This window comes from Streptomyces sp. NPDC000941 (genome assembly GCF_053599555.1).
Genome location: NZ_JBSFMM010000037.1, coordinates 24,760 through 47,207 on the forward strand (window position 1 = coordinate 24,760; position 22,448 = coordinate 47,207).

Consider the following 22,448-nt stretch of genomic DNA (forward strand, 5'->3'; position numbering starts at 1 on the left):
CGGGGCATCATCTGGTCACTCGGTCACTCGGTCACTCGGTCACTCGGCCACTCGCGTAAGACGGCCTTTCCGAGCGGGCCCAGCCAGAAGCAGCCGGTGACGGCGGCCATGAGCACGGCCGTTCCGGCGTACACCACCGCGATACTTCCGGTGGCGCTGATGAGCCAGGCGCCGATGAAGGCGCCGACGGGCTGCGCCGACCAGGCGAGCACCTGTCCGGTCGTCTGCACACGGCCCAGAAGGTGGTCGGGAACGACGGTCTGACGTAGCGTCAGCGTCCTGACGGCGTAGACGGACGGCAGCCCGGCCGCGCACGCCCAGAACACCGCGCCGAGGCGGATATCGGTACTGACCGAAAGCCCCAGCACCAGGACGCTCCAGCACATCATCACCCCCAGGGTGGCCGTCGTGAACGACACCCGGCGTGCGAGGCGGCTGAAGGCGAACAGCGCGACGGCTGTGCCCAGAGCCCCGCAGGCGAACAACAGGCCGACCTGCGCGTCGTCGGCTCCCAGCCGCTGATGGGCGAACAGGACGAGCTGGGAAGTGACGGTGGAGCCGATCAGGTTGTACAGCGCCGCGTGCAGGGCGATACCGCGCAGCACCGGGTCGGCCAGCACATACCGCAGTCCGGTGCCGATGTCGGACGCGACGGAGCGCCGCTCCTTCCGTGGCGGGTGGCCGCTGAAGCGGGTGCGGATGCTCAGCAGCAGGACCGCCGCGAGCCAGAACGAAACGGCGTCGATGGCGAAGACACCGGTGACCGGTAACCCGCCGCCGATCAGCGCTCCCGCCAGAAGCGGCCCGGTGACCTGCGCCGCCGCGTAACCGGCGCGCAGTTTCCCGTTGGCGTCCGCCAGTTCGTCCCGGGACACCAGACTGGGGATCGCCGTGCTCTCCACCGCGGAGGAGACGATCCCCAGAGACGTGTTGACGAAGGCGACCGCGTACACGGCCCACACCGTCAGCACGTCCAGGCCGCCGAGGACCGGCAGGACCGCGATCGTCAGCCCCCGGGCCACCACCGCGCCGACCAGCGCGCGGCGCCGGTCCACCCGGTCGACCCAGGCGCCGATCACCAGGCCGAACAGTATGTAGGGCAGGAATCCGGCGACGGTGGTGAGCGCGAGGTTCACCGCGGAGCCGGTGAGTCTGAACACCAGGAGTGGCAGGCCGAAGGCCGTGAAAGACGATCCGACATTCGATATCGTCTGGCTGATCAGAAACAGCCGGTAGTCGCGCCGCCGCGGCATGGTGCCAACCTACATGAGGCGATCGGGGCGTTCGAGACCCAGCGAAAAGGCAGGACCGTACATGCCTTCTCCCCAGCAGGAGTCCACGGAGTCCACCGAGCCCACCGTCACCATCGGCGAACGCATCGGGCAGCTGGCCGCCGAACACCCGGCCGCCACCGCCGTCCTGTCGGTGGCGCCGAACGGCGGTGTGTCGAAGCTGACGTGGGCCGAGCTCGAGCGGCTGACCAACTCCGCGGCGCGCGGCCTCGCCGAGCGCGGTGTCACCTCGCGGAGAACGGTGGCGGTGGCCCTGCCGGCCGGTCCGGACCATGTGGTGGCGACCGTCGCCGCCTGGAAACTCGGCTGCCTGGTGGTGCCGCTCGATCCGCAGGGAACGGTGGCCGAGCGTGCCGCCCTCGGCGCCGCGATCGGCGAACACGTACTGATCGGCGACGTCGACGGGGCGGATATACGGCCGGGGTGGTGGCGTGAGCGCCGGTACAGCGACACTCCGCTCCCGCGGCAGGGCACGCCGCGGTCCGCCACGCTGACCGGCGGTACGACAGGGCTGCCGCGGGTGATCGTGCGGCCGCGGCCGTGGACCTACCGGCCGGGCGCCTGGGAGGCTCGGCACGACAAGGCGCAGGGCATGCGGCTCGGTCAGACGCAACTGCTGGTCCTGCCGCCGTACCACACAGGGTTCCAGGCGCTGTACCAGGGCCTGGCGCTCGACCACCGGGTCATCATCATGGAGCGGTTCGTCCCGTCGCGGTTCCTGAAGCTCGTGCGGGAACACCGGGTCAGTTATGTACGGATGGTGGCGGCGATGATGCGGATGCTGCTCGATGTGCCGGGGCTGAGGGACTACGACCTGTCCAGTATCGAGACGCTGCACCACGGCGCGGGTCCCTGCCCGGAGAACGTCAAGCGGGCCTGGCTGGAGCTGATCGATCCCGGGCGGGTGTATGAGATCTACGCCAGCCAGGAGCGGGTCGGCAGGACGGTGATCCGGGGCGACGAGTGGCTGAAACGCCCGGGCAGCGTCGGCCGTCCGACCGACTGCGAGATACGGATCTACGACGACGGCGGGCGGCAGCTGCCGGCCGGTGAGGTCGGCGAGGTCTTCATGCGGACACCGGGTGTCGGGCAGCCGAGCTACCTCGGCGACGGACCGCGGCTGCCCGAGCGGGACGGTTTCCTCACCGTCGGCGACCTCGGCCACCTGGACGCCGACGGCTACCTCTATCTCGTGGACCGCAAGAGCAACGTGATCAACGTGGGCGGGAAGAACGTCTATCCCGCCGAGGTCGAGGCGGTGTTGCTGGAGATGCCCGGCGTCGCCGACGCCGTCGTCACCGGACGACGGCACGAGTACCTGGGGCAGGCGGTGCACGCGCTCGTCGTACCGTCCGACCCGGCCGATCCGGTCACCACCGCGGCCGTCGACGCGTACTGCCGTGACCGGCTGTCCGACGCCAAGGTGCCCATGACATGCCAGATCGTGGCGAGCGTCCCCCGCCGGAGCAGCGGCAAGGTGCGCAGGGCCGAACTCGGCGAGCGCTGACCCGGCGGCGCCGGGCGGGTCCTGCCGGAACACGGTTCATCTCCGCCGCAGGCGCGTGGTGCGCAGAAACGCCGGATCGATACGGGCCCCGGCCCCGTCACCCCGCGCCTGGGTGGCGGTCACCGGGACCATGGCGAACGGCTGCCCGGGACCGAGCAGCGGTGAGTACAGGGGGACGAAGCACTGGTCCCGCAGCGCCACCGCGAACTCGCGGGAGACGACGCCCCGGGTGTCGATGGCACCAGTGGCGTGCGCGGACGACAGGGCGGTGCCGCCCAGCAGATTGAGACCGATTCTGCCGGGCGTGGGCCGCAGCGACACCTGCACTCCACCGGGAACGAGTTTGGAGCGGTAGCCGGTGTGCACGTCGGCGTGCCAGGTGGCCACGTACCGGAGGGTGTCGTCCCACGCGGTGGTCAGGACCTCCTTGCGCGCCGCGATGACTTCGGGTGTCGCGCAGTCCTCGGCCAGGTTGTACAGGTCGGCGTAGACCTCGCTCCACCACGATCCGGTGGCGGGCATGGCGCCGGGCGTACCGGGCGTCCGTACGGAGAAGACCAGCGACCGGAACAGATCGGCGAAGTTGCCCCGCGGGTCGCGCATATCCGCCTCGCGGAGCGTACGCAGCGGCCCCAAGGTGATGTCGAGGCCGCGCAGGGCGGCGCGGTACTCGGCCAGAATACGGGCCCGCAGGGCCCGGTGGGCTGCCACGAACGCGGTGCCCTGATGCCGTTCCGCGAGTTCGTCGTAGGCGACGATCTCGACGACTTTGCCGGACAGTCCTGCGGCTCCCGCGTATCTGCTCATGGTGAGCATGCCCTCCTCGAGCTTCGCGGGCGAGTGGGCGCGGTAGTGCTGGTTGTCCGCCGCCAGGAAGAAGAACAGGCCGGGGGAGTACACCTGATGAACGGCCTCCATGAGCTCCAGGAGGCGGACCAGCATCGCGAGCTCGGCGAGATCGGGAAGGTCGCCGACTGCCTTGAGCTTGCTGTGGGCGAACTTGTTGGGGAAGAACACCATGGCCATCGGGACCGGTTCGCCGCGCCGGACGAAGGGGAGCATTTCCCGCAACGCCAGTTCGGGCGGGTAGTTGGAGCTGGGCCCGTGCTTGAACTGTTTGCGTTGCAGGATGTGATGCATCAGGCGCACGGTCCGCTCGGCGTCGGACGGCGCCCCGACCAGGCGGCGCCCCAGCGTGTCCCGGGCGGCGCGGGCGGTGCGGTCGGCATTGCGCCGGGCGGCCGCGACCAGGTGGTCGACGAACCGCCGGGTCTCCTCGCCACTCCACCGTACGGCGTGCTGTTCGATCGCCGGATTGTGCCGCAGCACATCCAGCCGCAGGGACGACAGCGACCTCGCGGCCGGCAGTGTCGGAGCGGGAGGCGTGTTGATCTGTGCGGTGGTCGGCGACTGCATTTCCAGGGAGGGCATGGGCACGTCACCGGATCCGGCGCGGTCGTCATCCCCGATCACGAGCAGCGTGGCTTTCGGGAACTGGTGCGCGAACGCTTCCCAGCCGACCGGAGCCCGCGCCGTGGGGTCCAGCACCGCGAGGCAGGCGACGACTTCCGCTCGCCGATCCCACCGGGCGAGCGCCGCCGCGGCCGCGGCGGGCCCGGCGCCGTCTGCCGAGCGCGGGGTCAGCACCGTCGGATCGGGCACTCCGTACCGGGCGAGGCCCGACGCGTAACGAGCCGCCGGGCAGCCCGGCCCCTCGGCCAGGAAGACGGTCTCCCCGCCCGCGTGCCATACGTCCCGGCATAACTGCGGCAGACCGGGCAGGGCCCGCTCGACAACATCCGTCAGAGGGCCGATCAGGACCACAGGCAGCGGCTTGTCCGGGAGGACCCGGCACTCCCGCGCCCGATCCTGGAGCCTGGCCAGCAGGTGCGCGAGGGCGCGCTCCTGCTGCTCCGGCACGCTGTGTGCCCATGCGGCCCAGCTCGCGTCCGCGGAGAGCAGGCGTGCGGTGTCCGACCGCAGATAACGCATCTCCGCCGCGAGAACCTCCCTGAACGCCGCACCCGGGTCCGCACGCGAGTCCGGACTGGCCCGTGAGAAGGCCTCCGCCAGGGCATGCAGCGTGCTGGGGACGGTGGTTGCCGCACTCCTCGACGACCAGGCGGTGAGGGCGCCCAGGTCGGTATCCGACTCCCGCGCCGCTCGCAGGGTGGCCGTGCGACGCGTCATCAGACCGGCGGCCCCGGAGACGGCCAGGCTGTCCATGACCAGGACCCGGCCGGTGGCCGCCAGGTCCGTACGCAGTTCGAAGGCCGTGTCGGGCCCAAGAGGGTCGGCGAACACCAGTCCGTAGCTGTCCAGCGCGGTACGGAAGACCCGTACCAGGGGCCGCACGAAATACTCCACGACGAAGGCGAGATCGTCCGTGTCGGCGCCGCCCGGACGACTGTCCATGATCTTTCGGAGCAGTCCGGGACAGGTCTTGAGGGCGCTCGCCGTCACGGCCAACGATCCACCGTGGCAAGCGGGGTGAGCCGGCACGACCTCGATCGGCCCCACGGTCGTGCAGCCGTCGTCGCCGCTGATCGCGGCGGTCGGTCTCTCCGGTGGACGGAGAGCCACGTGCAGTCGCAACACAGGATCTTCCCAGATCAGACGCCGCGCCAGGGCATACGGCGGCCGAGGCGGAAACGGCTCGACCGAATCCACCGAATCTGCATCGGCCCGCGTCGGGACGAGAGTGTCACCCATGGGTCCAAGACCTCCCCACGCTCGGTCAACAGGCGCGGCCACGGGATGAACGGGACTGTGGCCTATGCCGCAGTCACGCTCATACCATGCCCCATCATCACCAGTAGCCAAGAGTGGGTGCTTCTACACCACGCAGGCATCCAGCAGCCTCACCGGCCCAGGAGCGCGTTGAGCTCGCCGTAGTCGAGCCCTCCGGCCAGCGACTCGTAGGTCCCCGCGCCCAGCAGTTCCCGCGCGGCGCGGTGGACCAGGGCATGCGCGGCCTGGGTGATGCCCGATCCGATGCTCACGCGTGCGACGCCGAGCGCGGCCAGTTCGGCGACCGGAGGTGCCCCGGGGCCCGCCATCACATTGAGCGGGGCGTCGATGCCCTCGGCGAGCGCCTTCACGGTCACCGGGTCGACAACCCCGGGGACGAAGATCCCGTCGGCGCCCGCGGCGAGGAAGGCGGCTGCCCGTTCCAGAGTGAGGTCCACTCCTCCCGCGCCCCTGAGGAGGGTGTCGATCCGGGCGTTCACGAACAGCGGCGCGCCTGCCTCGTCTGCGGCCTCGCGGGCGGCGGCGAGGCGTTCCGCCTGCTCGGCGACCGGCCGGAGCGGGCCCTCGCCGCTCCCGTACAACGCGTCCTCCTCGTACAGCGCGTCCTCGATGTTCACGCCGACCGCGCCCGCCGCGATCACCGCGCGGATCGTGTCGCCGACACCGGCCGAGTCCCGTGCGTAGCCACTTTCGATGTCGGCGGTCACCGGCACCCGGACCGCGTCGACGATGCGTGCGACGGCGCCCAGGGCCCGGTCGCGGTCCAGCCGGTCGCCGTCCGCCGCTCCCAGGGCCCAGGCCAGCCCCGCGCTCGTGGTCGCCACCGCGGCGGCCCCGGCGTCCTCGATGATGCGGGCGCTCGGGGCGTCCCAGGCGTTCGGCAGGACGAGCGGATGTCCGGGGACGTGGCGGGCTCGAAAGGCGAGGGCCTGGTGGTGGAGGGTGTGGTTCGGCGTCATGTGGATCACTCAACCAGCCGGCCTCGGGCGATGGCTGGCAGAAATCCGACGGGAACGTGTGGCTACGCCGGGGGCGACTGGAAGAGGCTACTCCTGGCGAGCGATCGTGCGACGGACGGCGTAGGCGGCGGCGCCGACAGCGAGCACGACGGCTCCGGAGATCACGGAGGACGCCGGGAGCGCGAAGGCCAGTACGAGGCAGCCGACCAGGCCGACCGCGGGGATGATCCGGGCCGGGCGGCCCTCAGCGGGGCTCAGGGTCCATGCGGAGGCGTTGGCGACGGCGTAGTAGGCGAGGACGCCGAAGGAGGAGAAACCGATCGCTCCGCGCACGTCCGCGGTCGCGGCCACCGTGGCGACGACCGTACCGACGACGAGTTCGGCCCGGTGGGGGACCTTGAACCTCGGGTGCACGGACGCCAGGGCGTGGGGCAGATGGTGGTCGCGGGCCATGGCCAGGGTTGTGCGGGAGACGCCGAGGATCAAGGCGAGCAGGGAGCCGAGGGCGGCAACCGCGGCGCCGATGCGTACGACCGGGACGAGCCAGGCGGCGCCGGTCGCCCGGGCGGCCTCCGTCAGCGGTGCCCCGGTGGCGGCCAGGCCGTCGGGGCCGAGGACGAGCAGGACGGAGACGGCGACAGCGGTATAGACGACGAGGGTGAGGCCGAGTGCGATCGGGATGGCGCGCGGAATGGTGTGGGCCGGGTCGCGGACCTCTTCGCCGAGGGTGGCGATGCGGGCGTAGCCGGCGAACGCGAAGAACAGCAGCCCGGCCGCCTGCAGCACGCCACCGAAGCCGGCGTCCGAGCCGATGTCCAGGCGGGCGGCGTCCACGGTGCCGGAGGTGAGGCAGGCGACCACGACGGCGGCGAGCACCGCCAGGACGACGGCCACGATGACGCGGGTCAACAGCGCGGACTTCTGCACCCCGGCGTAGTTGACCGCGGTCAGCGCCACCACGGCGGCCACGGCGACCGCGTGCGCCTGGCCGGGCCAGATGTAGGTGCCGACGGTCAGGGCCATGGCCGCGCACGAGGCGGTCTTGCCCACCACGAACGACCAGCCGGCCAGATAGCCCCAGAACTCACCCAGCCTCTCCCGCCCGTAGACGTAGGTGCCGCCGGAGGCCGGGTAGCGGGCGGCGAGCCGCGCGGAGGAGGTCGCGTTGCAGTAGGCGACGACCGCGGCGAGGGCCAGGCCGAGCAGCAGACCCGAGCCGGCCGCGCGGGCGGCCGGGGACAGGGAGGCGAAGATTCCGGCACCGATCATCGAGCCCAGGCCGATCAGCACCGCGTCCGACACTCCCAGGCGACGCTGAAGTTCGTCCGGTACCCCGGACGAGGGCGAGGGCGTGCTGCTCAACTCCGTCACTCCATTTCGGCCGTGCTTGCGTATATGCTCCGCGATCCGCGCGCACGATAAGGGATCGACCTGAACAACCCGAGGCCCGCCTCGGCACGAGAGGGCGCGAACGTCAGGAGCTGCGCGGGGCTGCCAGGCCGGATTCGTAAGCGAGGACCACGAGTTGGGCCCGGTCCCGGGCACGGAGCTTGGTCATGGCCCGGTTGATATGGGTCTTCGCCGTCATCGGGCTGATCACCATGCAGCCCGCGATCTCGTCGTTGGACAGGCCCTGCGCGACCAGCACGACGGCCTCGCGCTCGCGGCTGGTCAGCTCCTCCAGTCCGGTGCCGACGCCGGTGCCGACGCCGGTGGTGAGCGGCAGGGTGATGTACCTGTTGATCAGCTTGCGGGTGATCGACGGTGCCAGCAGTGCGTCGCCGCGCGCCGCGACGCGGACGGCGTGCAGGAAGTCGTCCGGCACGATGTCCTTGACGAGGAATCCGGCGGCACCGGCGCGCAGCGCGTCGAGGATGTATTCGTCCAGGCCGTAGTTGGTCAGGATGACGATGTGCACCCCGGCCAGGGCCGGGTCGGCGGCGATGCGCCGGGTCGCCTCGATGCCGTCGACGCCGGGCATCTGGATATCGATGAGAGCGACGTCGGGCAGGTGCTCCCTGGCCAGGTCCAGAGCCTGTTTCCCGTCGGCGGCCTCGGCCACCACCTCGATGTCCTCTTCGAGGTCGAGGAGCGCGCGGAATCCGCTGCGGATGAGCGGCTGGTCGTCGACCAGCAGGACACGGATCACGACGCCCGGTCCACGGGAAGGTGGGCCTGGACGGTGAAGCCGCCCTCGCCACGCGGTTCGGCGCGCAGCCGGCCGCCGAGGGCGGTGACTCGTTCGCGCATGCCGAGCAGTCCGACGCCGGGCGTCGGGGTGGTGTCCGGCGTTGCCTTGCCGTCGTCGTCGATGTGGACCATGAGGGTGTCGGGACGGCAGTCGATCCGGACGGACGCGGTGGCGGCGTTCGCGTGGCGAGCGATGTTGGTGAGCGACTCCTGAACGATCCGGTAGACGGTCCGGCCCACCGCGGCCGGCATGTCGTGCTGTTGTCCCTCGATGGTGAGCGTCGCGTCGAGGCCGAACGTACGGGCCCGCTCCACCAGTTCCGGGACGTCGTCGAGCCCGCGCGGCGGGGCCGTGTCGTCGTCGCGCAGCGCCTCCAGCGTCGCGCGCAGCTCCCGGGCCGCCTCACGTCCGGCTTCCTGGATCGCCAACAGGGCCTCCGGTACCTGTTCGCCACGCTTACGGGCCACATGGACGGCGACCTCGGCCTGCACCTTGATGACCGAGATCTGATGGGTGAGCGAGTCGTGCAGCTCTCGCGCGATCCGCAGCCGCTCCTCGTCGGCGCGGCGCCGCGCGGTCTCCTCCCGGGTGCGCTCGGCCTCCTCCGCTCGCCGCTCGGCTTGCCGCAGCGCCTCCCCGGCCGCGCCGGCCGCGATCAGCCAGGCCAGTTCGAGTGCGCCCCGGGCGCGCGCGAACGCCTCGCCGGTGTTGTGCAGGCCCGAGGCCAGAGCCGCGAGGGGGAGAGCGGCCAGCATGGTCACGCTCGCCGCCACCGTGATCGCGCGGTGTCCGGCCCGTACGGCCGCGTACACCGCGAACAGGTACGCAACGACAGGCACATCGAACCCGGCCGCCTGGTAACCCACCGCGCACAGCCCGGTGACGGCCAGGACGGGAACCGGAGCTCGGCGGCGCGCCACCAGCGCGAGACCGCCGGCCGCCAGCAGTGCGTACCCGAGCAGGTCGAAGCTCGTGGGGGACGTGGGGGAGTGCTGTCCCGACTGCCCGGTGATCAGCAGCGTCGCCGCCACCCCGGCGGCGAGCACCCAGTCCATGACACCGACCCGGGCGTCGGACCGTCCTGTACTCATGCGCGAACACTAGCCGGATGGCCGCGCGGGCGGCTCGTGCGCACGGACGAGCAGCCGACTACCGCGTATGCGGTACGGCCGCGGCTCCTGCGGCGCCCGCAGTAGCCGCTACGGCGTCGACGGCAGCGCGGATTGTCTTCGTCTGCTGGACGACCGGGGGCGGGTCCGACGGACATGATCAGGAAACGTCCGCATGAAGCATGAAGCATGAAGCACTAAGCATGAAGAGGGAGTACCTCATGTCCGTCCGACGTACGTTCGCCGTGGCCGCCGCGGTCCTCTGCGGAGCTGTCGTGCTTGCCGCACCGGCGGCCGCCGACGCCTCGGCCCAGCCGGTCGTCGCCAGTGTGTACACCCTGAGCGCCGGGCGGCTCGGGGCCATCGTGGCGGCGTTGCTGGCGCTGACCGGCGCGGTCACCGGTGGACTGGCACTGGCCCGCTCCACCGGCCGTATCAGCACCGGGCCCGGGCGACGCGGCGCCACCATGGCCCTGGGAGGGGCACTGATCGGCATGGCCCTCGGCGCCCTGGTGGCGGCGACCGCCTCCGGTGGCCTCGGCACCGGCAACGGACTGGGCGGGGCCATCGTCGCCCTGATCGTCGGGGTGATCGGAACCGCCCTCAGCGGGCTGGCCCTGACCCGTCGGCACAGCTCCTGACAAGAACTTTACGTACTCGATCAACTACCCTTTGTGTTCATGCGAGCTGGGTCGGTCTCTCCGAGCAGCCGCTCCGTATCGGGTACCGGAGCGGTGCTCTTGGTGTTGCTGGCCACGCTCCTGCATGTGCTCGGCTGTGCGCACGGTCCGACGGCGACCGCCGTGGTTCGGGCGGACACCCTGGCGCCGGCTTCCTCCGCCGCTTGCGGACAGGCCCCGGCGGAGTCACAGGGGCCCACGGTCCGTGCCACAGTCCGCGGGACGGCCCCGGAGCACGACCGCGGGGCGCACTGCTGGGGCCCGGACGAGCCGAGCGGCCAACCGCCGCGCGGGATCGACGTGGCCGGGCCGTACGTCCCCGGAGCCGCGCCCGCTGAACCCGGCGATGCCCACCCCGTCGGCGCACCCATCACTTCTCACCCGTCCCGTACGACGCACGGCGCGTCATCGGCGGGGCGTACCCGAGCTCGTATCGGCGTGTGGCGGACCTGATCGGGCCGTCGCCGCGTCTCCCGTCCCGGGGCGACGCGCGGCCACCGATCATCCGCATCCTCTCTCGCTACGCAACGACCGGCTGCCGCGCCGCCGCGCACGGCACCGGCCGTAGGAGAAGCACGCCATGAACCACCCCACTCGTACGACCGTCCCCCTCTCCCCGGCGGGGTTGCTGGCCCATCCCAAAATCCCGGCGCACACCCCCGCCGGTCTCGTCGGCGACACGCCGGTGCTGTGGATCGGCGAACCCTTCACCGCCTCCGGGCGCGGCTTCTGGGCCAAGCTGGAGGGCCACAACCCCGGTGGCATCAAGGACCGCACCGCCCTGTACATGGTCCGAGCCGCCCGCGAGCGCGGGCAGTTGCCGTGCGGCGCCCGCATCGTCGAGTCCACCTCCGGCACGCTCGGCCTCGGCCTCGCCCTCGCCGGCGCCATCCACGGCCATCCGGTCACCGTCGTCACCGACCCGGGCATGGAACCGCTGATGTCCGGCCTGCTCGCCGCCCACGGCGCCGAAGTCGATGTCGTCACCGCCCCGCACCCCACCGGTGGCTGGCAGCAGGCCCGCCGTCAGCGCGTGGCGGAACTCCTCGCCGCGCACACCGATGCCTGGTGCCCGGACCAGTACCACAACCCCGACAACGTGGCCGCCTACGCGCCGCTCGCCCATGAACTCGTCGCACAGCTCGGCCGGATCGACACCTTGGTCGTCTCTGTCGGCACCGGCGGCCACTCCACCGGCATCGCCTCCGTCCTGCGCGGCTACTTCCCCCGCCTGCGCGTCGTCGGCGTCGACACCACCGGTTCGACGATCTTCGGCCAGCCTGCCGCACCCCGCCTGATGCGCGGTCTGGGCTCCAGCATCTACCCCCGTAACGTCGCCTACCACCTGTTCGACGAGGTCCACTGGGTCGCCGCCCCGGAAGCCGTATGGGCCGCCCGGCGGCTGGCCCGCGACCACTACGCCACCGGCGGCTGGAGCGTCGGCGCCGTCGCACTGGTCGCCCGCTGGCTGGCGCGCACACTGCCCGCCGAGGAACGCATCGTGGCCGTCTTCCCCGACGGGCCGCAACGCTACGTCGGCACCGTCTTCGACGACACCTACTGCCGCGGGCACCACCTCCTGGGCCAGCTGCCACTCGACGACCCCGACCGCATCGACCACCCCGGCGAGCACACCGTCACCCGCTGGACCCGCTGCACCCGCGTGATCGACCCCCTCGCCACCGGCAGTGGCCCCCGCGTCGCCGGAGCCGCCCGATGAAGCACCTGTGGCGGCAGACCCGCTCCTTCCCGCCCGCCGGACGTCTGTTGATGGTCAACCAGTTCGCCATCAACCTCGCCTTCTACATGCTCATGCCGTACCTCGCGGCCCATCTGTCCGGCGAGCTCGGCCTCGCGGCCTGGGCCGTCGGGCTCGTGCTCGGGGTGCGCAACTTCTCCCAGCAGGGCATGTTCCTCATCGGCGGCACGATCGCCGACCGCCTCGGCTACAAGGCCCCGATCATGGCGGGCTGCCTGCTGCGCACCATCGGGTTCGGCCTGCTCGGCTGGGTCGACAACCTCCCCGCGCTGATCGCCGCGTCGGCCGCGACGGGCTTCGCCGGAGCCCTGTTCAACCCCGCCGTACGCGCGTACCTCGCCGCGGAAGCGGGTGAGCGCCGTATCGACGCCTTCGCCACGTTCAACGTCTACTACCAGACCGGCATGCTCCTCGGGCCCCTCGTCGGGCTCGCCCTGCTGGCCGCCGACTTCCGCCTCGTGTGTACGACCGCCGCCGCCATCTTCGCCGTACTCACCGCCCTGCAGTGGCGGGCTCTCCCCACGCGTCACGGCGATTCCGCCGGTGCCGCGACCGGCAAGGAGAGCGTGCTGGCACAGTGGCGCACGGTGGTCGCCAACCGGCCCTTCCTGCTCTTCTCCACCGCGATGATCGGTTCCTACGTCCTGACCTTCCAGGTGTACCTGGCGCTCCCGCTGGCCGCGTCCGACGCCCTGGGGTCGAGCGGCACCGCCATCACCAGCGGGTTGTTCGTCGTCTCCGCCGCGACCGCAGTCGCCGGGCAACTACGGCTGACCGGCTGGGCCAAAGACCGCTGGCACCCCAGCCAGGCCCTGGCCCGCGGCCTGGCCGCGATGGGGCTGGCCTTTCTTCCCCTGGCTCTCACCCCGCGAGGCTCCTCGGCGGTCGTCCTCGTCTCCCTCGTCATCGCCGTGGTGCTGCTGGCGGCGGGCAGCGCGGTCGTCTACCCCTTCGAGATGGACACCGTGGTCACCCTCTCCGGCGACTCCCTCGTGGCCACCCACTACGGCTTCTACAACACCGTCTCCGGGCTGGGCATCACCTTGGGCAACCTCGCCACCGGAGCCCTGTGGGACTTTGCCCTGCGCCACGACGCACTCTGGCTGACCTGGTGTGTTCTGACCGTCACGGGGCTCGGAGCCGCCGCCTCCGTCTCCGCCCTCGCCCACACCGGCCGCCTCGCCGTGCGGCCGCCGCGACCCGTCTCCGTATGAGCGCGTGTGCCCCGGACCGCGCGGCCCGGGGCACACGCCGTACGCGTCATGCCACGGCAATGCCGTACGCGTCATGCCACGGCAATACAGACGGGATCAAACCTTTCCTGTCGGTTCACCCATGGCTGATGGTTTGGACTCTGTTGTCATCCGCATTCGTTGTCATCCGCATTCGTCCTCCGGACGTTTCAAGGAGTCACTTCCATGCACAGACCCTCCCGTCGTCACCTCGTGATCGGCACCGCCGTGGTCGCCGCCACCGCCGCCGCAGCGGCCGTCACCACCACCGCCGGCGCCTCCGACAGCAAGGACCGCGCCGAGGACGCGATCAAGGGTGGCAAGGCGAAGAACGTCATCCTGCTGATCGGCGACGGAATGGGCGACTCGGAGATCACCCTCGCCCGTGACTACACGGTGGGCGCGAACGGCCGCCTGAACATGGACAAGTTCCCGCTCACCGGCGCCTACACCACCTACGCGGTGCACGCCGACGGCACCCCGGACTACGTCACCGACTCCGCCGCCAGCGGCACCGGCTGGGCCACCGGCGTGAAGACGGTCAACGGCCGCATCTCCAAGACCCCGGACACCGACAAGGCGGTCCCCACCGTCCTGGAGCAGGCGCAGAAGAACGGCTACGCCACCGGCAGCGTCACCACCTCCGAGCTCACCGACGCCACCCCGGCCGTGCTCGCCTCGCACGCCACCGACCGCTCCTGCCAAGGCCCGGCCGACATGGCCAAGTGCCCCACCGACACCATCGCCGCCGGCGGCCCCGGCTCGATCGCCGAGCAGTCCGTCAACCACAAGGTCGACGTCCTCTTCGGCGGCGGCAAGGCGCGGTTCGACCAGAAGGTCACCGACGGTACGTACAAGGGACTGACCGTCACCGAGCAGGCGCGGAAGCTGGGCTACCAGGTTGTCACCGACTCCGCCGGCATGAAGAGCGCCAAGGCCGACAAGCCGGTGCTCGGGCTGTTCGCCTCGGGCAATGTGCCCACCGAGTGGACCGGTAAGACGGCCGCGGTCGGCGGCACCGACCCGCAGCGGTGCGTGACCTCGAACCCCAACCGCCCCTCGGCCACGCCGAGTCTGGCCGACTCCGCCACCAAGGCGATCCAGCTGCTGGAGGCCAAGCAGAAGCACTCGTCGAAGGGCTTCTTCCTGCAGATCGAGGGCGCCTCCATCGACAAGCAGGACCACGCGGCAGACCCGTGCGGCCAGATCGGCGAGACCGCCGCGTTCGACCGCGCCGTGAAGGTGGCCCGCGACTACGCGGCCAAGCACCCCGACACGCTGGTCGTCACCACCGCCGACCACGGCCACACCAGCCAGATCGTCCCGCTGGAGGCCACCCCGCCCGGTCTGTCCTCCACCCTGGTCACCGACGAGGGCCAGCAGCTCAAGGTCAACTACTCCACCAACACCCCCGGTCAGTCCCAGGAGCACACCGGCACCCAGGTACGCATCGCCGGCCAGGGGCCGCAGGCGTACCGCGTCCTCGGTGTCACCAACCAGACCGACCTGTTCGCCACCATCCACGAGGCCCTGAACCTGCGCTGACCGTACGTATCCAGGAGGGGAGGCCGGTGGCCTCCCCTCCGTCCGTATCCGCGCAGGGCTGTCACAAACGGGGAGGCCGTCCGGTCCTTCCTGTGGACAGTTCCTGTTTGGAGAAATACATGAGCGCTGAGCACGCACACCTGCCCCCAGGCGTTGAGGTCCTCTCGACCCTGCCGGAGGCGACGGCCCGGATCCCGGCAGGCGCCGAGGCCAGGACCATCCGGGTCACCCTGTCGCCCGGCGACCCCGGCGCGCCGCCGCACCGGCACCCCGGGCCGCTCTTCGGCTATGTGACCGAGGGCGAGATCCTTTTCGAGCTGGAGGGGCAGCCGCCCCGGGTGATCAAGGCCGGTGAAGCCCTGTTCGAGCCCGGGGGCGACGTGATCCACTACCTGGGCGCCAACAACCTTCCGGACGCGCAGTCGCAGCTGGTGGTGACCATGTTCGCGCCGCCTGGTACCCCGGTTCTGACCGTGGTCGGCGCGGAGGAGCTGGCCGAACGACGACACCTGCGGGCCGGCCGGCCGTGAGGTAGAAGCACCGCCCGCGGCAGACGGTGATGGCGCCGGGCACAGGGCGGGGATCGCTACGCGGTGGCCGGCAGCACGTGATCCCCGACCTTGTCCGTGCTCAGGCACAGCGAGCAGACGACCGCGTCGTGGGTGGCGCAGGCGGCCAGGTCGGGGCGCTCGTAGGGCTGGTGGCAGACGTGGCAGTCGAGGGTGAGTGCGCTCGGGTTGCCGTCGGCGTCCAGGAGAGGCTCGGCGATGCCGTCGTCGGTGCGGCGCAGGTAGTACCTGCCCTTGGTGATGATCGCCATCAGCGGGGTGAGGACGAAGGCGATCACCGCGGCGGCGACCGGGGAGTACGGCTGGAGGGCGTCGCCGAGGAGGTGGAAGTACATGGCGATCGACAGTCCCGAGGCGGCGACGAACGCCACGACGCCGACCGGGTTGACGGCGTACAGCATGCCGCGGCGGAACTCCGGCTGGAGCGGGGAGATCTTCAGCAGGTACTTGTTGACCCCGATGTCGGTGGCGACGGTGACGACCCAGGCGATGGCGCAGTTGGAGTAGAAGCCCAGGATGTCGTTGAGGAAGCTGAACATGTCGGCTTCCATCAGGGCGAGCGCGAAGCCCAGGTTGACCAGGACGAAGACCATGCGGCCCGGATAGTGCTTGGTGACGCGGGTGAAGGAGTTCGTCCAGGCCAGCGAACCGGAGTACGCGTTCGTCACGTTGATCTTGATCTGGCTGATGACCACCAGGGCCACGGCCAGCGGGACGACCATCCAGGACGGCAGCATCGCGTCGAACGCGCCACGGAACTGCTGGATCGGCTCGGTCGCGGCGGCCGGGCCGACCTCGGCGAGGATGTACACGGCGAGGAAGACTCCGATGGCCTGCTTCAGCGCGCCGAGCACCACCCAGCCGGGGCCCGCCATGATCACGGCGGTCCACCAACCCCGCTTGTTCGCCTCGGTCTTGGGCGGCATGAAACGCAGATAGTCGATCTGCTCACCGATCTGCGCGATGAGCGAGAGACACACGCCCGCACCGAGGAGTACGGAGGCGGTGTTGACGCCACCGTCGCCGTCCGTGCCGGTGTAGGCCAGGAAGCGGTCGACCGTGCCGGGGTCGGTGGTGACCAGATAGACCAGCGGTCCGACCATGAGCAGCAGCCAGATCGGGGTGGTCCACACCTGGAGCTTGCTCAGGGCCTTCATGCCGTAGATCACCAGGGGGATGACCATGAGCGTGGAGACGAGATAGCCCAGCCACAGCGGGAGCCCGAGGCCGAGCTTGAGGCCCTGAGCCATGATCGAGCCTTCGAGGGCGAAGAAGATGAAGGTGAAGCTGGCGAAGATGACACTGGTCAGCACCGAGCCGTAGTAGCCGAAGCCGGAACCGCGTGTGATCAGGTCCAGGTCGATGTTGTAGCGGGCGCCGTAGTAGGCGAGCGGGAAGCCGGTGATGAAGATGACCGCGGCGGCTACGGCGATTGCCACCAGCGCGTTGCCCGTGCCGTGCCTGAGACCGATGCCGGCGCCGATGGAGAAGTCGGCCATGTAGGCGATGCCGCCGAGTGCGGTGGTGGCCACGACCATCGGGGTCCAACGGCGGTAACTGCGGGGAGCGAAACGGAGGGTGTAGTCCTCCAGTGTCTCCTTGACCGCTTGGTCGGTGGTGGTCATCGTCGTGCCTGTTGTCTTCAACGGTGACTCGGTGGTGCTCATGTCGCGCCTCCCGGTGGTGCTGGGTGCCGGTGCTGCGATGCGGTGGAGAGCCCCGCGTGGCGTCATCGGCAGAACGGGGGAGTCTCGACGGGCTGTCATGAGTCGTTCCGGCGGCCCTGTATACGACTCTGATCCCACGGCCGATCACGCTAGAAAGCCGTTGTTACCGTCGAATTCCCCTTGTCATGAACGCAATGTTTCCGGGGGCTCACGGCGAGTCGGTTTCCCCGAGACCGAACTCCACCAGGCCGTGCTGCTGGCCATTGACCTGGAGCTGTACGGCGTGGGTTCCGGGGTAGTAGACCCGGGTGCTGATGGGGCGGAAGGAGTGGCGGCGTGCCAGGTCGGCGGATTCCCCAGGGGCCAGGTCGCGCTTGGTGAGTTTGAACACCTTGGGCGCCAGTTTTCCGTTCGCCTTCTTGTGGTGGATGACGTAGTCGATGGCCAGGGAGACGGGCTGGTCGGAGACGTTCTTGATATGTGCGGTGAAGGTGAGGGTGCCGCCGACGGGGATGGCGGTGTCGGTCAGCAGCGGGCCGGCCACCTGGAGGTTTTCGCGGCTGCCGTGCAAGCCGACCAGTTCCAGGGCTTTCGGGTCGCCCTTCTTGACGAGGGTACGCATGGCGTGGCGTACCAGGGCGGGCGTGGTGGACGCCGCCGGGTGGTCCATCCATTGCGCGGCCGTCTCGGCGGCGAGGTGGGGGTCGAGGCGCGAGATGTCGTTGAGGTGGTTGGCCACCGAGCGGCGTACGTCTGTGGAGGTGTCGGTGTGCAGTTCCCCCAGCAGGGGGACGGTGGCTCGGGGGTTGCGGTTGAGTTCGGGGACCTGCCGGGCCCAAGGCAATTTGGGGCGGGTGCCCTCGCTGGCCAGTCGGCGCACCGCGGGGTCGGGGGAGCCGGTCCACGCCGATGCTGTGGCCAGGGTGCGTTCCAGGTCGGTGTTCAAGAAGGTGCGCAGCGCGAACTCGCCGGTCAGGCGCGGGGTGAGCTGTGCCAGCAGGGCGAGGCCGTCGTCGAAGTGCTCGGTGGTGCCTGATGCGGTGGCCGCCGTGGCGACGGCTTCGGTGACGGGCCAGATCATCCAGCCTGTCAGGTCCTCGCGTCGCAGGGCCTTGCGTACGGCGCCCGCCAGGTGCGGGTAGTCGAGGCCGGAGTCGGCCAGCAGCGCGTCGCCCACGGTGCGCGCCCGTTCGCTGAGTCCGAGCGAGCCGAGCGTGGTGGAGCTGTCCGCGACGGTCTGCCAGCGTGAGGTGGAGGGCGAGGTGTCCTGGAGGATGGCGGCGAGCTGGCGGATGCTGTCAGGGCTGATCAGCTCATCGGCGGTGGGCACGGATCCTCCGGGGATCGAGGGTTGTTCGGGCGGAACGAGATGGCGCCTGGGGCGTGTTTCGGCGGGCGGGCTGCCCTGGATGCCGCGGTTACGGTGCGGGGTCGGGAGGGAAGTCGGCGCCACGTGACGCGGCTTCGTACGCGCGTACCTCGGCGAGCATGTCTTCGAGCCGGCCGTGGACGGCGTCGTAGCCGGCGGCGCCGAGGACGATCCGGCGGGGAGGGGTCTGCTGCCGCATGGCGTTCATGACGGCCCGGACGCCGCGGGCGGGATCTCCCGGCTGCCTGCCGTTCTGGCCGATCATGGCGGCGCGGACGGTCTCGAGGAACGGCAGGTAGGCGTCGACGGTCTCGGTCACCGGCTCGTCGGCGAAGCTCGCGTAGGCGCGGGTGCGGAAGGCGCCGGGTTCGACGGCCAGCACATGGATGCCGAACGGCTCCACTTCCTCGCGCAGCGCGTCGGTGAGGCCCTCGAGGGCGTACTTGGCCGCGCTGTAGTAGCCGAAGCCGGGCACGCTTCTGAGGCCGGCGACCGAGGACATGTTGATGATCCATCCGCTGCGGCGGGCGCGCATACCCGGCAGGACGGCGCGCAGGATCGCGGTGACGGAGAAGAAGTTCAGCTCGAAGGAGCGTCGCACGTCGGCGTCGGGCATGCCCTCCACCGAGCCGTACCAGCCGCGGCCGGCGTTGTTGACCAGGACGTCGATGCGGCCGAAGCGTTCCTCCGCGGTGGCCACGGCATCGCGGATCTGCCGGGTGTCGGTGACGTCCAGCGGCAGGACGAACGCGTTGTCGCCGTGGCGGCTCGCCCAGTCGTCGAGCAGGTGCGGGCGGCGGGCGGTGAGCACGACGTTGTCGCCGGCCGCCAGGGCGGCCTCGGCGTAGGCCATGCCGAATCCGCCGGGGGTGCCGCCGGTGATGAACCAGGTTTTCATGGGGGCCTCGAAGGGGTCATGGCTGTCTCACCACCCTACTCAAGACCCCTGGTGGTCGACGGCCTGCTGGAGCGGCGGGCCCTACCAGACCAACCCGGCCCGCCACGAGTACGTGCTCGCCGAGCGCGGCCGCTCCCTGCGCCCCGATGACCGCCCGCATTGTCCTCGGGACAGTGCCGGCACCGCGCAACCGTCAGCTGACTGATGCACTCCAGCCATCGGGAGCGGCGACGCGCATGGCCCCGTGGTGCAGGTCGAGGCTGCAGGCCGCAGTGGGCCTCCCTGTCTGGGTGAGCGGCCGGGGCCCTGGAAGGGGTCGTGCGGTGGTCGGTGTGTGCCGCCGTCCAGGCGGCCATGACGAGAGTTGCCTGCGCGGGTGTGCCGAACACGGGTGAGCCGTCGGCGAGGGAAGGGGGCGTTCGTTCGGGAGACGGGGGCATCTCGATGATGTCCGGACGGCCGGCGCGCTCCTTGAGGATGGTGGCGATCCAGCGAGTGAGAGCCGGGTCGCTCCGGTCGGCCCAGGTGCGGATCACGTCACGGAAGGCCGCCTCACGGCGGGCGGCGCCGCGCCGTGATCCCGCGGCGAGGATCGCTTCACCCGCTCCTGCGAAAGCCCGGCACAGGTCGAGCACCGGGACACGATCGGCACGGGTGGCGTAACGCACCGAGCGGAGCTCCCACATGGCGTGGAGCAGAAGGATCGCCGCGGCCCGGGCGTCGGCCCCCAGGTCTCCGGCGGGCGGCGGAGGCAGACGGTCCGACTGGCCGGTGCGGGGCGGGGTGACCGCGTCGGCGCGTCGGCCGGCGGCCGACAGATGCCATGAGCGGTCGTCAAGGTGGTACTCGCCGCTTGCGGCGCGGAGCCGGCCGCCCGTGCCCAGAGATATCTCGTCCTGCCCGCGCCGGGGTCCAGGGCAGCTCCCTGGGTGGCGGAGAGGTCGAAGACGGCGTCGGTGACGCCCTCCAGCGCCACGTTCAGCAGGGCAGGTTGCGCGGGCGTGCTCTCGTCGACTGCGTATCTGCGGGGAGCGACCAACTGGAGGAAGGCGGTCAAGCGAGTCCCGGCGCGCTCCACTCGAAGGTGGCGGACGGCCGCCGTCGCCAGGTCGTAGTCGGGGACCAGGTCATCCACTGTCGGTTGGGTGAGCCGGCATGCCGGTGTCATGACGTATCCGCGGTAGTCACGGCCTGGTGTGTCCGGCTTGGCCGGCGGCAGGAGCGGTTCAAGTTCGTGCCCCGCGACCGCGGCCTGCTCGGCCATCCAGCTCCGCCGCCGCTCGCCAAAACCGGCCATCCACTCCAACGCGGTCAGCGCCCGACGTTCGCGCTTGTCGGCGCTGGCCGTGCTCGCGGCCCAGAACAGCGGAAAGAGGTTGTTGCCCCACACATCCGATGCCGCACGAATCGCTTCCCGGTCGTAGCGGCGGACGTCCGCCGCGGCCTCCGCGATCTGTTCGACCGAGCGGTCCAAGAGGGCCGCCAGCACCGGCATGGCCGATCCGCGGCTCGTGCGTGCGGGTGGAGTACCGGGCGGCAGGGAATGAGGGTCGGCCATGTCGCGATCGTGGCACACCATGACCGACGGCGAGATGAAACTCGCTCGCCCTGGTCACGTCCTTGACGAGACCCTATGGGCATGGAATTCCTCTGTTACCACCGCGACCGGCCCGGCTCCATGCCGCTCCGCGACGAGCTAGTGGAAGAGCATTGGTCCTATATGGACCAGTACGCAAAGGAGATGATCGCCCGGGGCCCGACCCTCGCCGACGGCGGCGACACACCCACCGCCACCGGAAGCGTGCACATCGTCGACCTGCCCGATCCCGCCGCTGCCCGCGCGTTCGCCTTCGACGAGCCGAACTACCAGGCCGGCGTTTACCGGGACGTGCTGCTGCGAAGGTGGCGCAACACCCTGGGGCGCACCATGTGGGACTTCCCCGGCGGCCGGACCGGCGGCAATCGGTATCTGGTGCTCGGCCTCGGCGCGGGGCAGGCCGCCGACCTCGCTGTGCCGCCCGACCGGGACGAGCTGATCGCCTACGGGCCGCTGCTGTCCGACGACGGCGCCACCTGGCTCGGCACGGCGGCGCTGGTCCGGGCGCCGGACCCGGATACGGCCCGCGCCATCCTGACCCCGGACCGGTACGCCGACATTGAGGTGCACAACTGGCAGTTCGGCGGGCGACCGTCATAACCCGAAGTTTGTCCGGCCCACGCCGGAGCCCCGCCGGAAGGTCCATTTGTCACGTACAGTCAAGTCCGTGACGTTGAGTAATGGAGCGTATGGCTTCGGGCCGTCGACCGGCCGCCTGCTGATCAAGACCAGCCGTGCCGGCCTCGGCCGGAAGGCGGGTCACGACCTCACCATCGAGGCGACCCGATGGTCCGGGCAGGCGGTGGTCGTCGCCGACGACCCTGGGAAGTCATCGGTGACCGTGGAGGTCAAGACGGGTTCGCTGACCGTCCGGGAGGGGGTCGGCGGGCTCAAACCTCTCGCCGACACCGACCGGGCCCAGATCAAAAGGACGCTGGAAGGCGAGGCTCTGCTGCACACCTCGCAGCACCCCACCCTCGTCTTCCGTTCCACCGGCATCACGGGAACGCTTCAGTCCTTCGAGATCACCGGCGACCTCACCATCAAGGGCCGGACACACCCAGCGACCGTGCACGGCGGCAGCGATGGGAACGGAATGGTGTGCGGGTGGGGAATCATCACCCAGTCCACCTGGGGGATCAAGCCGTATACAGCGTTCCTGGGCGCGCTGAAACTGGCCGATGAAGTCCGGATCGAGTATGCGGTGACCGAACTCGAACGGCTGCCCGACCCGGAAGGCTGAGCGGGGCACGCCGGGAGACAGCAGACACTGCTGAGGCATCCGTGACATGCTGAATTGCAAAATTTCGCAATTGGTTAGAT

General features: G+C 70.5%; 18 protein-coding genes. 8 read left to right on the forward strand and 10 right to left on the reverse strand.

All coding sequences use genetic code 11. The features are described from left to right. Positions 1–23: 23 nt before the first annotated feature. A complete protein-coding gene (locus ACWDSL_RS14620; protein ID WP_450485243.1) occupies positions 24–1,253 on the reverse strand; it encodes an MFS transporter in 1,230 nt (409 codons plus the stop codon). A gap of 61 nt (positions 1,254–1,314) precedes the next feature. On the opposite strand from ACWDSL_RS14620, the gene ACWDSL_RS14625 reads away from it, so the two are divergent. Beyond that, complete coding sequence (locus tag ACWDSL_RS14625; protein ID WP_450485245.1) at positions 1,315–2,799, forward strand: class I adenylate-forming enzyme family protein; 1,485 nt, start codon at positions 1,315–1,317, stop codon at positions 2,797–2,799. A 36-nt stretch (positions 2,800–2,835) separates the two neighbouring features. On the opposite strand, the gene ACWDSL_RS14630 is transcribed toward ACWDSL_RS14625, so the two are convergent. The 5 genes from ACWDSL_RS14630 to ACWDSL_RS14650 form a co-directional block, all read right to left on the reverse strand. Further along, positions 2,836–5,214, reverse strand: coding sequence for an L-tyrosine/L-tryptophan isonitrile synthase family protein (locus ACWDSL_RS14630; RefSeq protein WP_450485247.1), 2,379 nt, complete (start codon positions 5,212–5,214; stop codon positions 2,836–2,838). 446 nt (positions 5,215–5,660) lie between these two features. Then, positions 5,661–6,509, reverse strand: a complete 849-nt coding sequence (locus ACWDSL_RS14635) for an isocitrate lyase/PEP mutase family protein (RefSeq protein ID WP_450485249.1) — start codon at positions 6,507–6,509, stop codon at positions 5,661–5,663. A gap of 87 nt (positions 6,510–6,596) precedes the next feature. Next, on the reverse strand, positions 6,597–7,871 hold the full coding sequence (locus tag ACWDSL_RS14640) for an APC family permease (protein WP_450485251.1): 1,275 nt from the start codon (positions 7,869–7,871) through the stop codon (positions 6,597–6,599). 112 nt (positions 7,872–7,983) lie between these two features. After that, on the reverse strand, positions 7,984–8,658 hold the full coding sequence (locus tag ACWDSL_RS14645; protein WP_450485253.1) for a response regulator: 675 nt from the start codon (positions 8,656–8,658) through the stop codon (positions 7,984–7,986). Next, entirely contained in the window at positions 8,655–9,791 is a 1,137-nt protein-coding gene (locus ACWDSL_RS14650) for a sensor histidine kinase (RefSeq protein WP_450485255.1), read from the reverse strand. Before ACWDSL_RS14650 ends, ACWDSL_RS14645 begins: the two co-directional genes overlap by 4 nt. A 239-nt stretch (positions 9,792–10,030) precedes the next feature. Here ACWDSL_RS14650 and ACWDSL_RS14655 point away from each other — a divergent pair, with 239 nt between their 5' ends. The 5 genes from ACWDSL_RS14655 to ACWDSL_RS14675 all read left to right on the forward strand — a co-directional run bounded on the left by ACWDSL_RS14655 (position 10,031) and on the right by ACWDSL_RS14675 (position 15,555). After that, a complete protein-coding gene (locus ACWDSL_RS14655; RefSeq protein WP_450485256.1) occupies positions 10,031–10,450 on the forward strand; it encodes a DUF6223 family protein in 420 nt (139 codons plus the stop codon). 619 nt (positions 10,451–11,069) lie between these two features. Further along, entirely contained in the window at positions 11,070–12,209 is a 1,140-nt protein-coding gene (locus ACWDSL_RS14660; RefSeq protein WP_450485258.1) for a PLP-dependent cysteine synthase family protein, read from the forward strand. Next, complete coding sequence (locus tag ACWDSL_RS14665; RefSeq protein WP_450485260.1) at positions 12,206–13,462, forward strand: MFS transporter; 1,257 nt, start codon at positions 12,206–12,208, stop codon at positions 13,460–13,462. The genes ACWDSL_RS14660 and ACWDSL_RS14665 overlap by 4 nt, the downstream gene beginning before the upstream one ends. Before the next feature lie 204 nt (positions 13,463–13,666). Then, on the forward strand, positions 13,667–15,025 hold the full coding sequence (locus ACWDSL_RS14670) for an alkaline phosphatase (RefSeq protein ID WP_450485262.1): 1,359 nt from the start codon (positions 13,667–13,669) through the stop codon (positions 15,023–15,025). A 119-nt stretch (positions 15,026–15,144) separates the two neighbouring features. Next, positions 15,145–15,555: a cupin domain-containing protein gene (locus tag ACWDSL_RS14675; protein ID WP_450485264.1), complete on the forward strand. Its 411-nt coding sequence runs from the start codon at positions 15,145–15,147 to the stop codon at positions 15,553–15,555. Positions 15,556–15,611: 56 nt separating this feature from the next. Here the strand turns inward: ACWDSL_RS14675 and ACWDSL_RS14680 are convergent, their stop codons facing one another. The 4 genes from ACWDSL_RS14680 to ACWDSL_RS14695 all read right to left on the reverse strand — a co-directional run bounded on the left by ACWDSL_RS14680 (position 15,612) and on the right by ACWDSL_RS14695 (position 21,086). Next, on the reverse strand, positions 15,612–17,261 hold the full coding sequence (locus tag ACWDSL_RS14680; protein ID WP_450485266.1) for a purine-cytosine permease family protein: 1,650 nt from the start codon (positions 17,259–17,261) through the stop codon (positions 15,612–15,614). 208 nt (positions 17,262–17,469) lie between these two features. Then, positions 17,470–18,591, reverse strand: a complete 1,122-nt coding sequence (locus ACWDSL_RS14685) for a DNA alkylation repair protein (RefSeq protein WP_450485268.1) — start codon at positions 18,589–18,591, stop codon at positions 17,470–17,472. A gap of 88 nt (positions 18,592–18,679) precedes the next feature. After that, positions 18,680–19,528, reverse strand: a complete 849-nt coding sequence (locus ACWDSL_RS14690; protein ID WP_450485270.1) for an SDR family NAD(P)-dependent oxidoreductase — start codon at positions 19,526–19,528, stop codon at positions 18,680–18,682. 532 nt (positions 19,529–20,060) lie between these two features. After that, positions 20,061–21,086, reverse strand: coding sequence for a hypothetical protein (locus tag ACWDSL_RS14695; RefSeq protein WP_450485272.1), 1,026 nt, complete (start codon positions 21,084–21,086; stop codon positions 20,061–20,063). 81 nt (positions 21,087–21,167) lie between these two features. Between ACWDSL_RS14695 and ACWDSL_RS14700 the strand changes: the two genes are divergently transcribed. Both ACWDSL_RS14700 and ACWDSL_RS14705 read left to right on the forward strand, forming a co-directional pair. Continuing rightward, positions 21,168–21,725, forward strand: coding sequence for a YciI family protein (locus tag ACWDSL_RS14700; protein WP_450485274.1), 558 nt, complete (start codon positions 21,168–21,170; stop codon positions 21,723–21,725). 67 nt (positions 21,726–21,792) lie between these two features. Further along, on the forward strand, positions 21,793–22,368 hold the full coding sequence (locus ACWDSL_RS14705) for a YceI family protein (protein WP_450485276.1): 576 nt from the start codon (positions 21,793–21,795) through the stop codon (positions 22,366–22,368). Positions 22,369–22,448: the final 80 nt, after the last annotated feature.

Coding starts and splice junctions, on each gene's coding strand:
- ACWDSL_RS14620 (WP_450485243.1), bottom strand. CDS start 1,253: ATGCCGCGGCGGCGCGACTACCGGCTGTTTCTGATCAGCCAGACGATA.
- ACWDSL_RS14625 (WP_450485245.1), top strand. CDS start 1,315: ATGCCTTCTCCCCAGCAGGAGTCCACGGAGTCCACCGAGCCCACCGTC.
- ACWDSL_RS14630 (WP_450485247.1), bottom strand. CDS start 5,214: ATGGACAGTCGTCCGGGCGGCGCCGACACGGACGATCTCGCCTTCGTC.
- ACWDSL_RS14635 (WP_450485249.1), bottom strand. CDS start 6,509: ATGACGCCGAACCACACCCTCCACCACCAGGCCCTCGCCTTTCGAGCC.
- ACWDSL_RS14650 (WP_450485255.1), bottom strand. CDS start 9,791: ATGAGTACAGGACGGTCCGACGCCCGGGTCGGTGTCATGGACTGGGTG.
- ACWDSL_RS14655 (WP_450485256.1), top strand. CDS start 10,031: ATGTCCGTCCGACGTACGTTCGCCGTGGCCGCCGCGGTCCTCTGCGGA.
- ACWDSL_RS14660 (WP_450485258.1), top strand. CDS start 11,070: ATGAACCACCCCACTCGTACGACCGTCCCCCTCTCCCCGGCGGGGTTG.
- ACWDSL_RS14665 (WP_450485260.1), top strand. CDS start 12,206: ATGAAGCACCTGTGGCGGCAGACCCGCTCCTTCCCGCCCGCCGGACGT.
- ACWDSL_RS14670 (WP_450485262.1), top strand. CDS start 13,667: ATGCACAGACCCTCCCGTCGTCACCTCGTGATCGGCACCGCCGTGGTC.
- ACWDSL_RS14675 (WP_450485264.1), top strand. CDS start 15,145: ATGAGCGCTGAGCACGCACACCTGCCCCCAGGCGTTGAGGTCCTCTCG.
- ACWDSL_RS14680 (WP_450485266.1), bottom strand. CDS start 17,261: ATGAGCACCACCGAGTCACCGTTGAAGACAACAGGCACGACGATGACC.
- ACWDSL_RS14690 (WP_450485270.1), bottom strand. CDS start 19,528: ATGAAAACCTGGTTCATCACCGGCGGCACCCCCGGCGGATTCGGCATG.
- ACWDSL_RS14695 (WP_450485272.1), bottom strand. CDS start 21,086: ATGGCCGACCCTCATTCCCTGCCGCCCGGTACTCCACCCGCACGCACG.
- ACWDSL_RS14700 (WP_450485274.1), top strand. CDS start 21,168: ATGGAATTCCTCTGTTACCACCGCGACCGGCCCGGCTCCATGCCGCTC.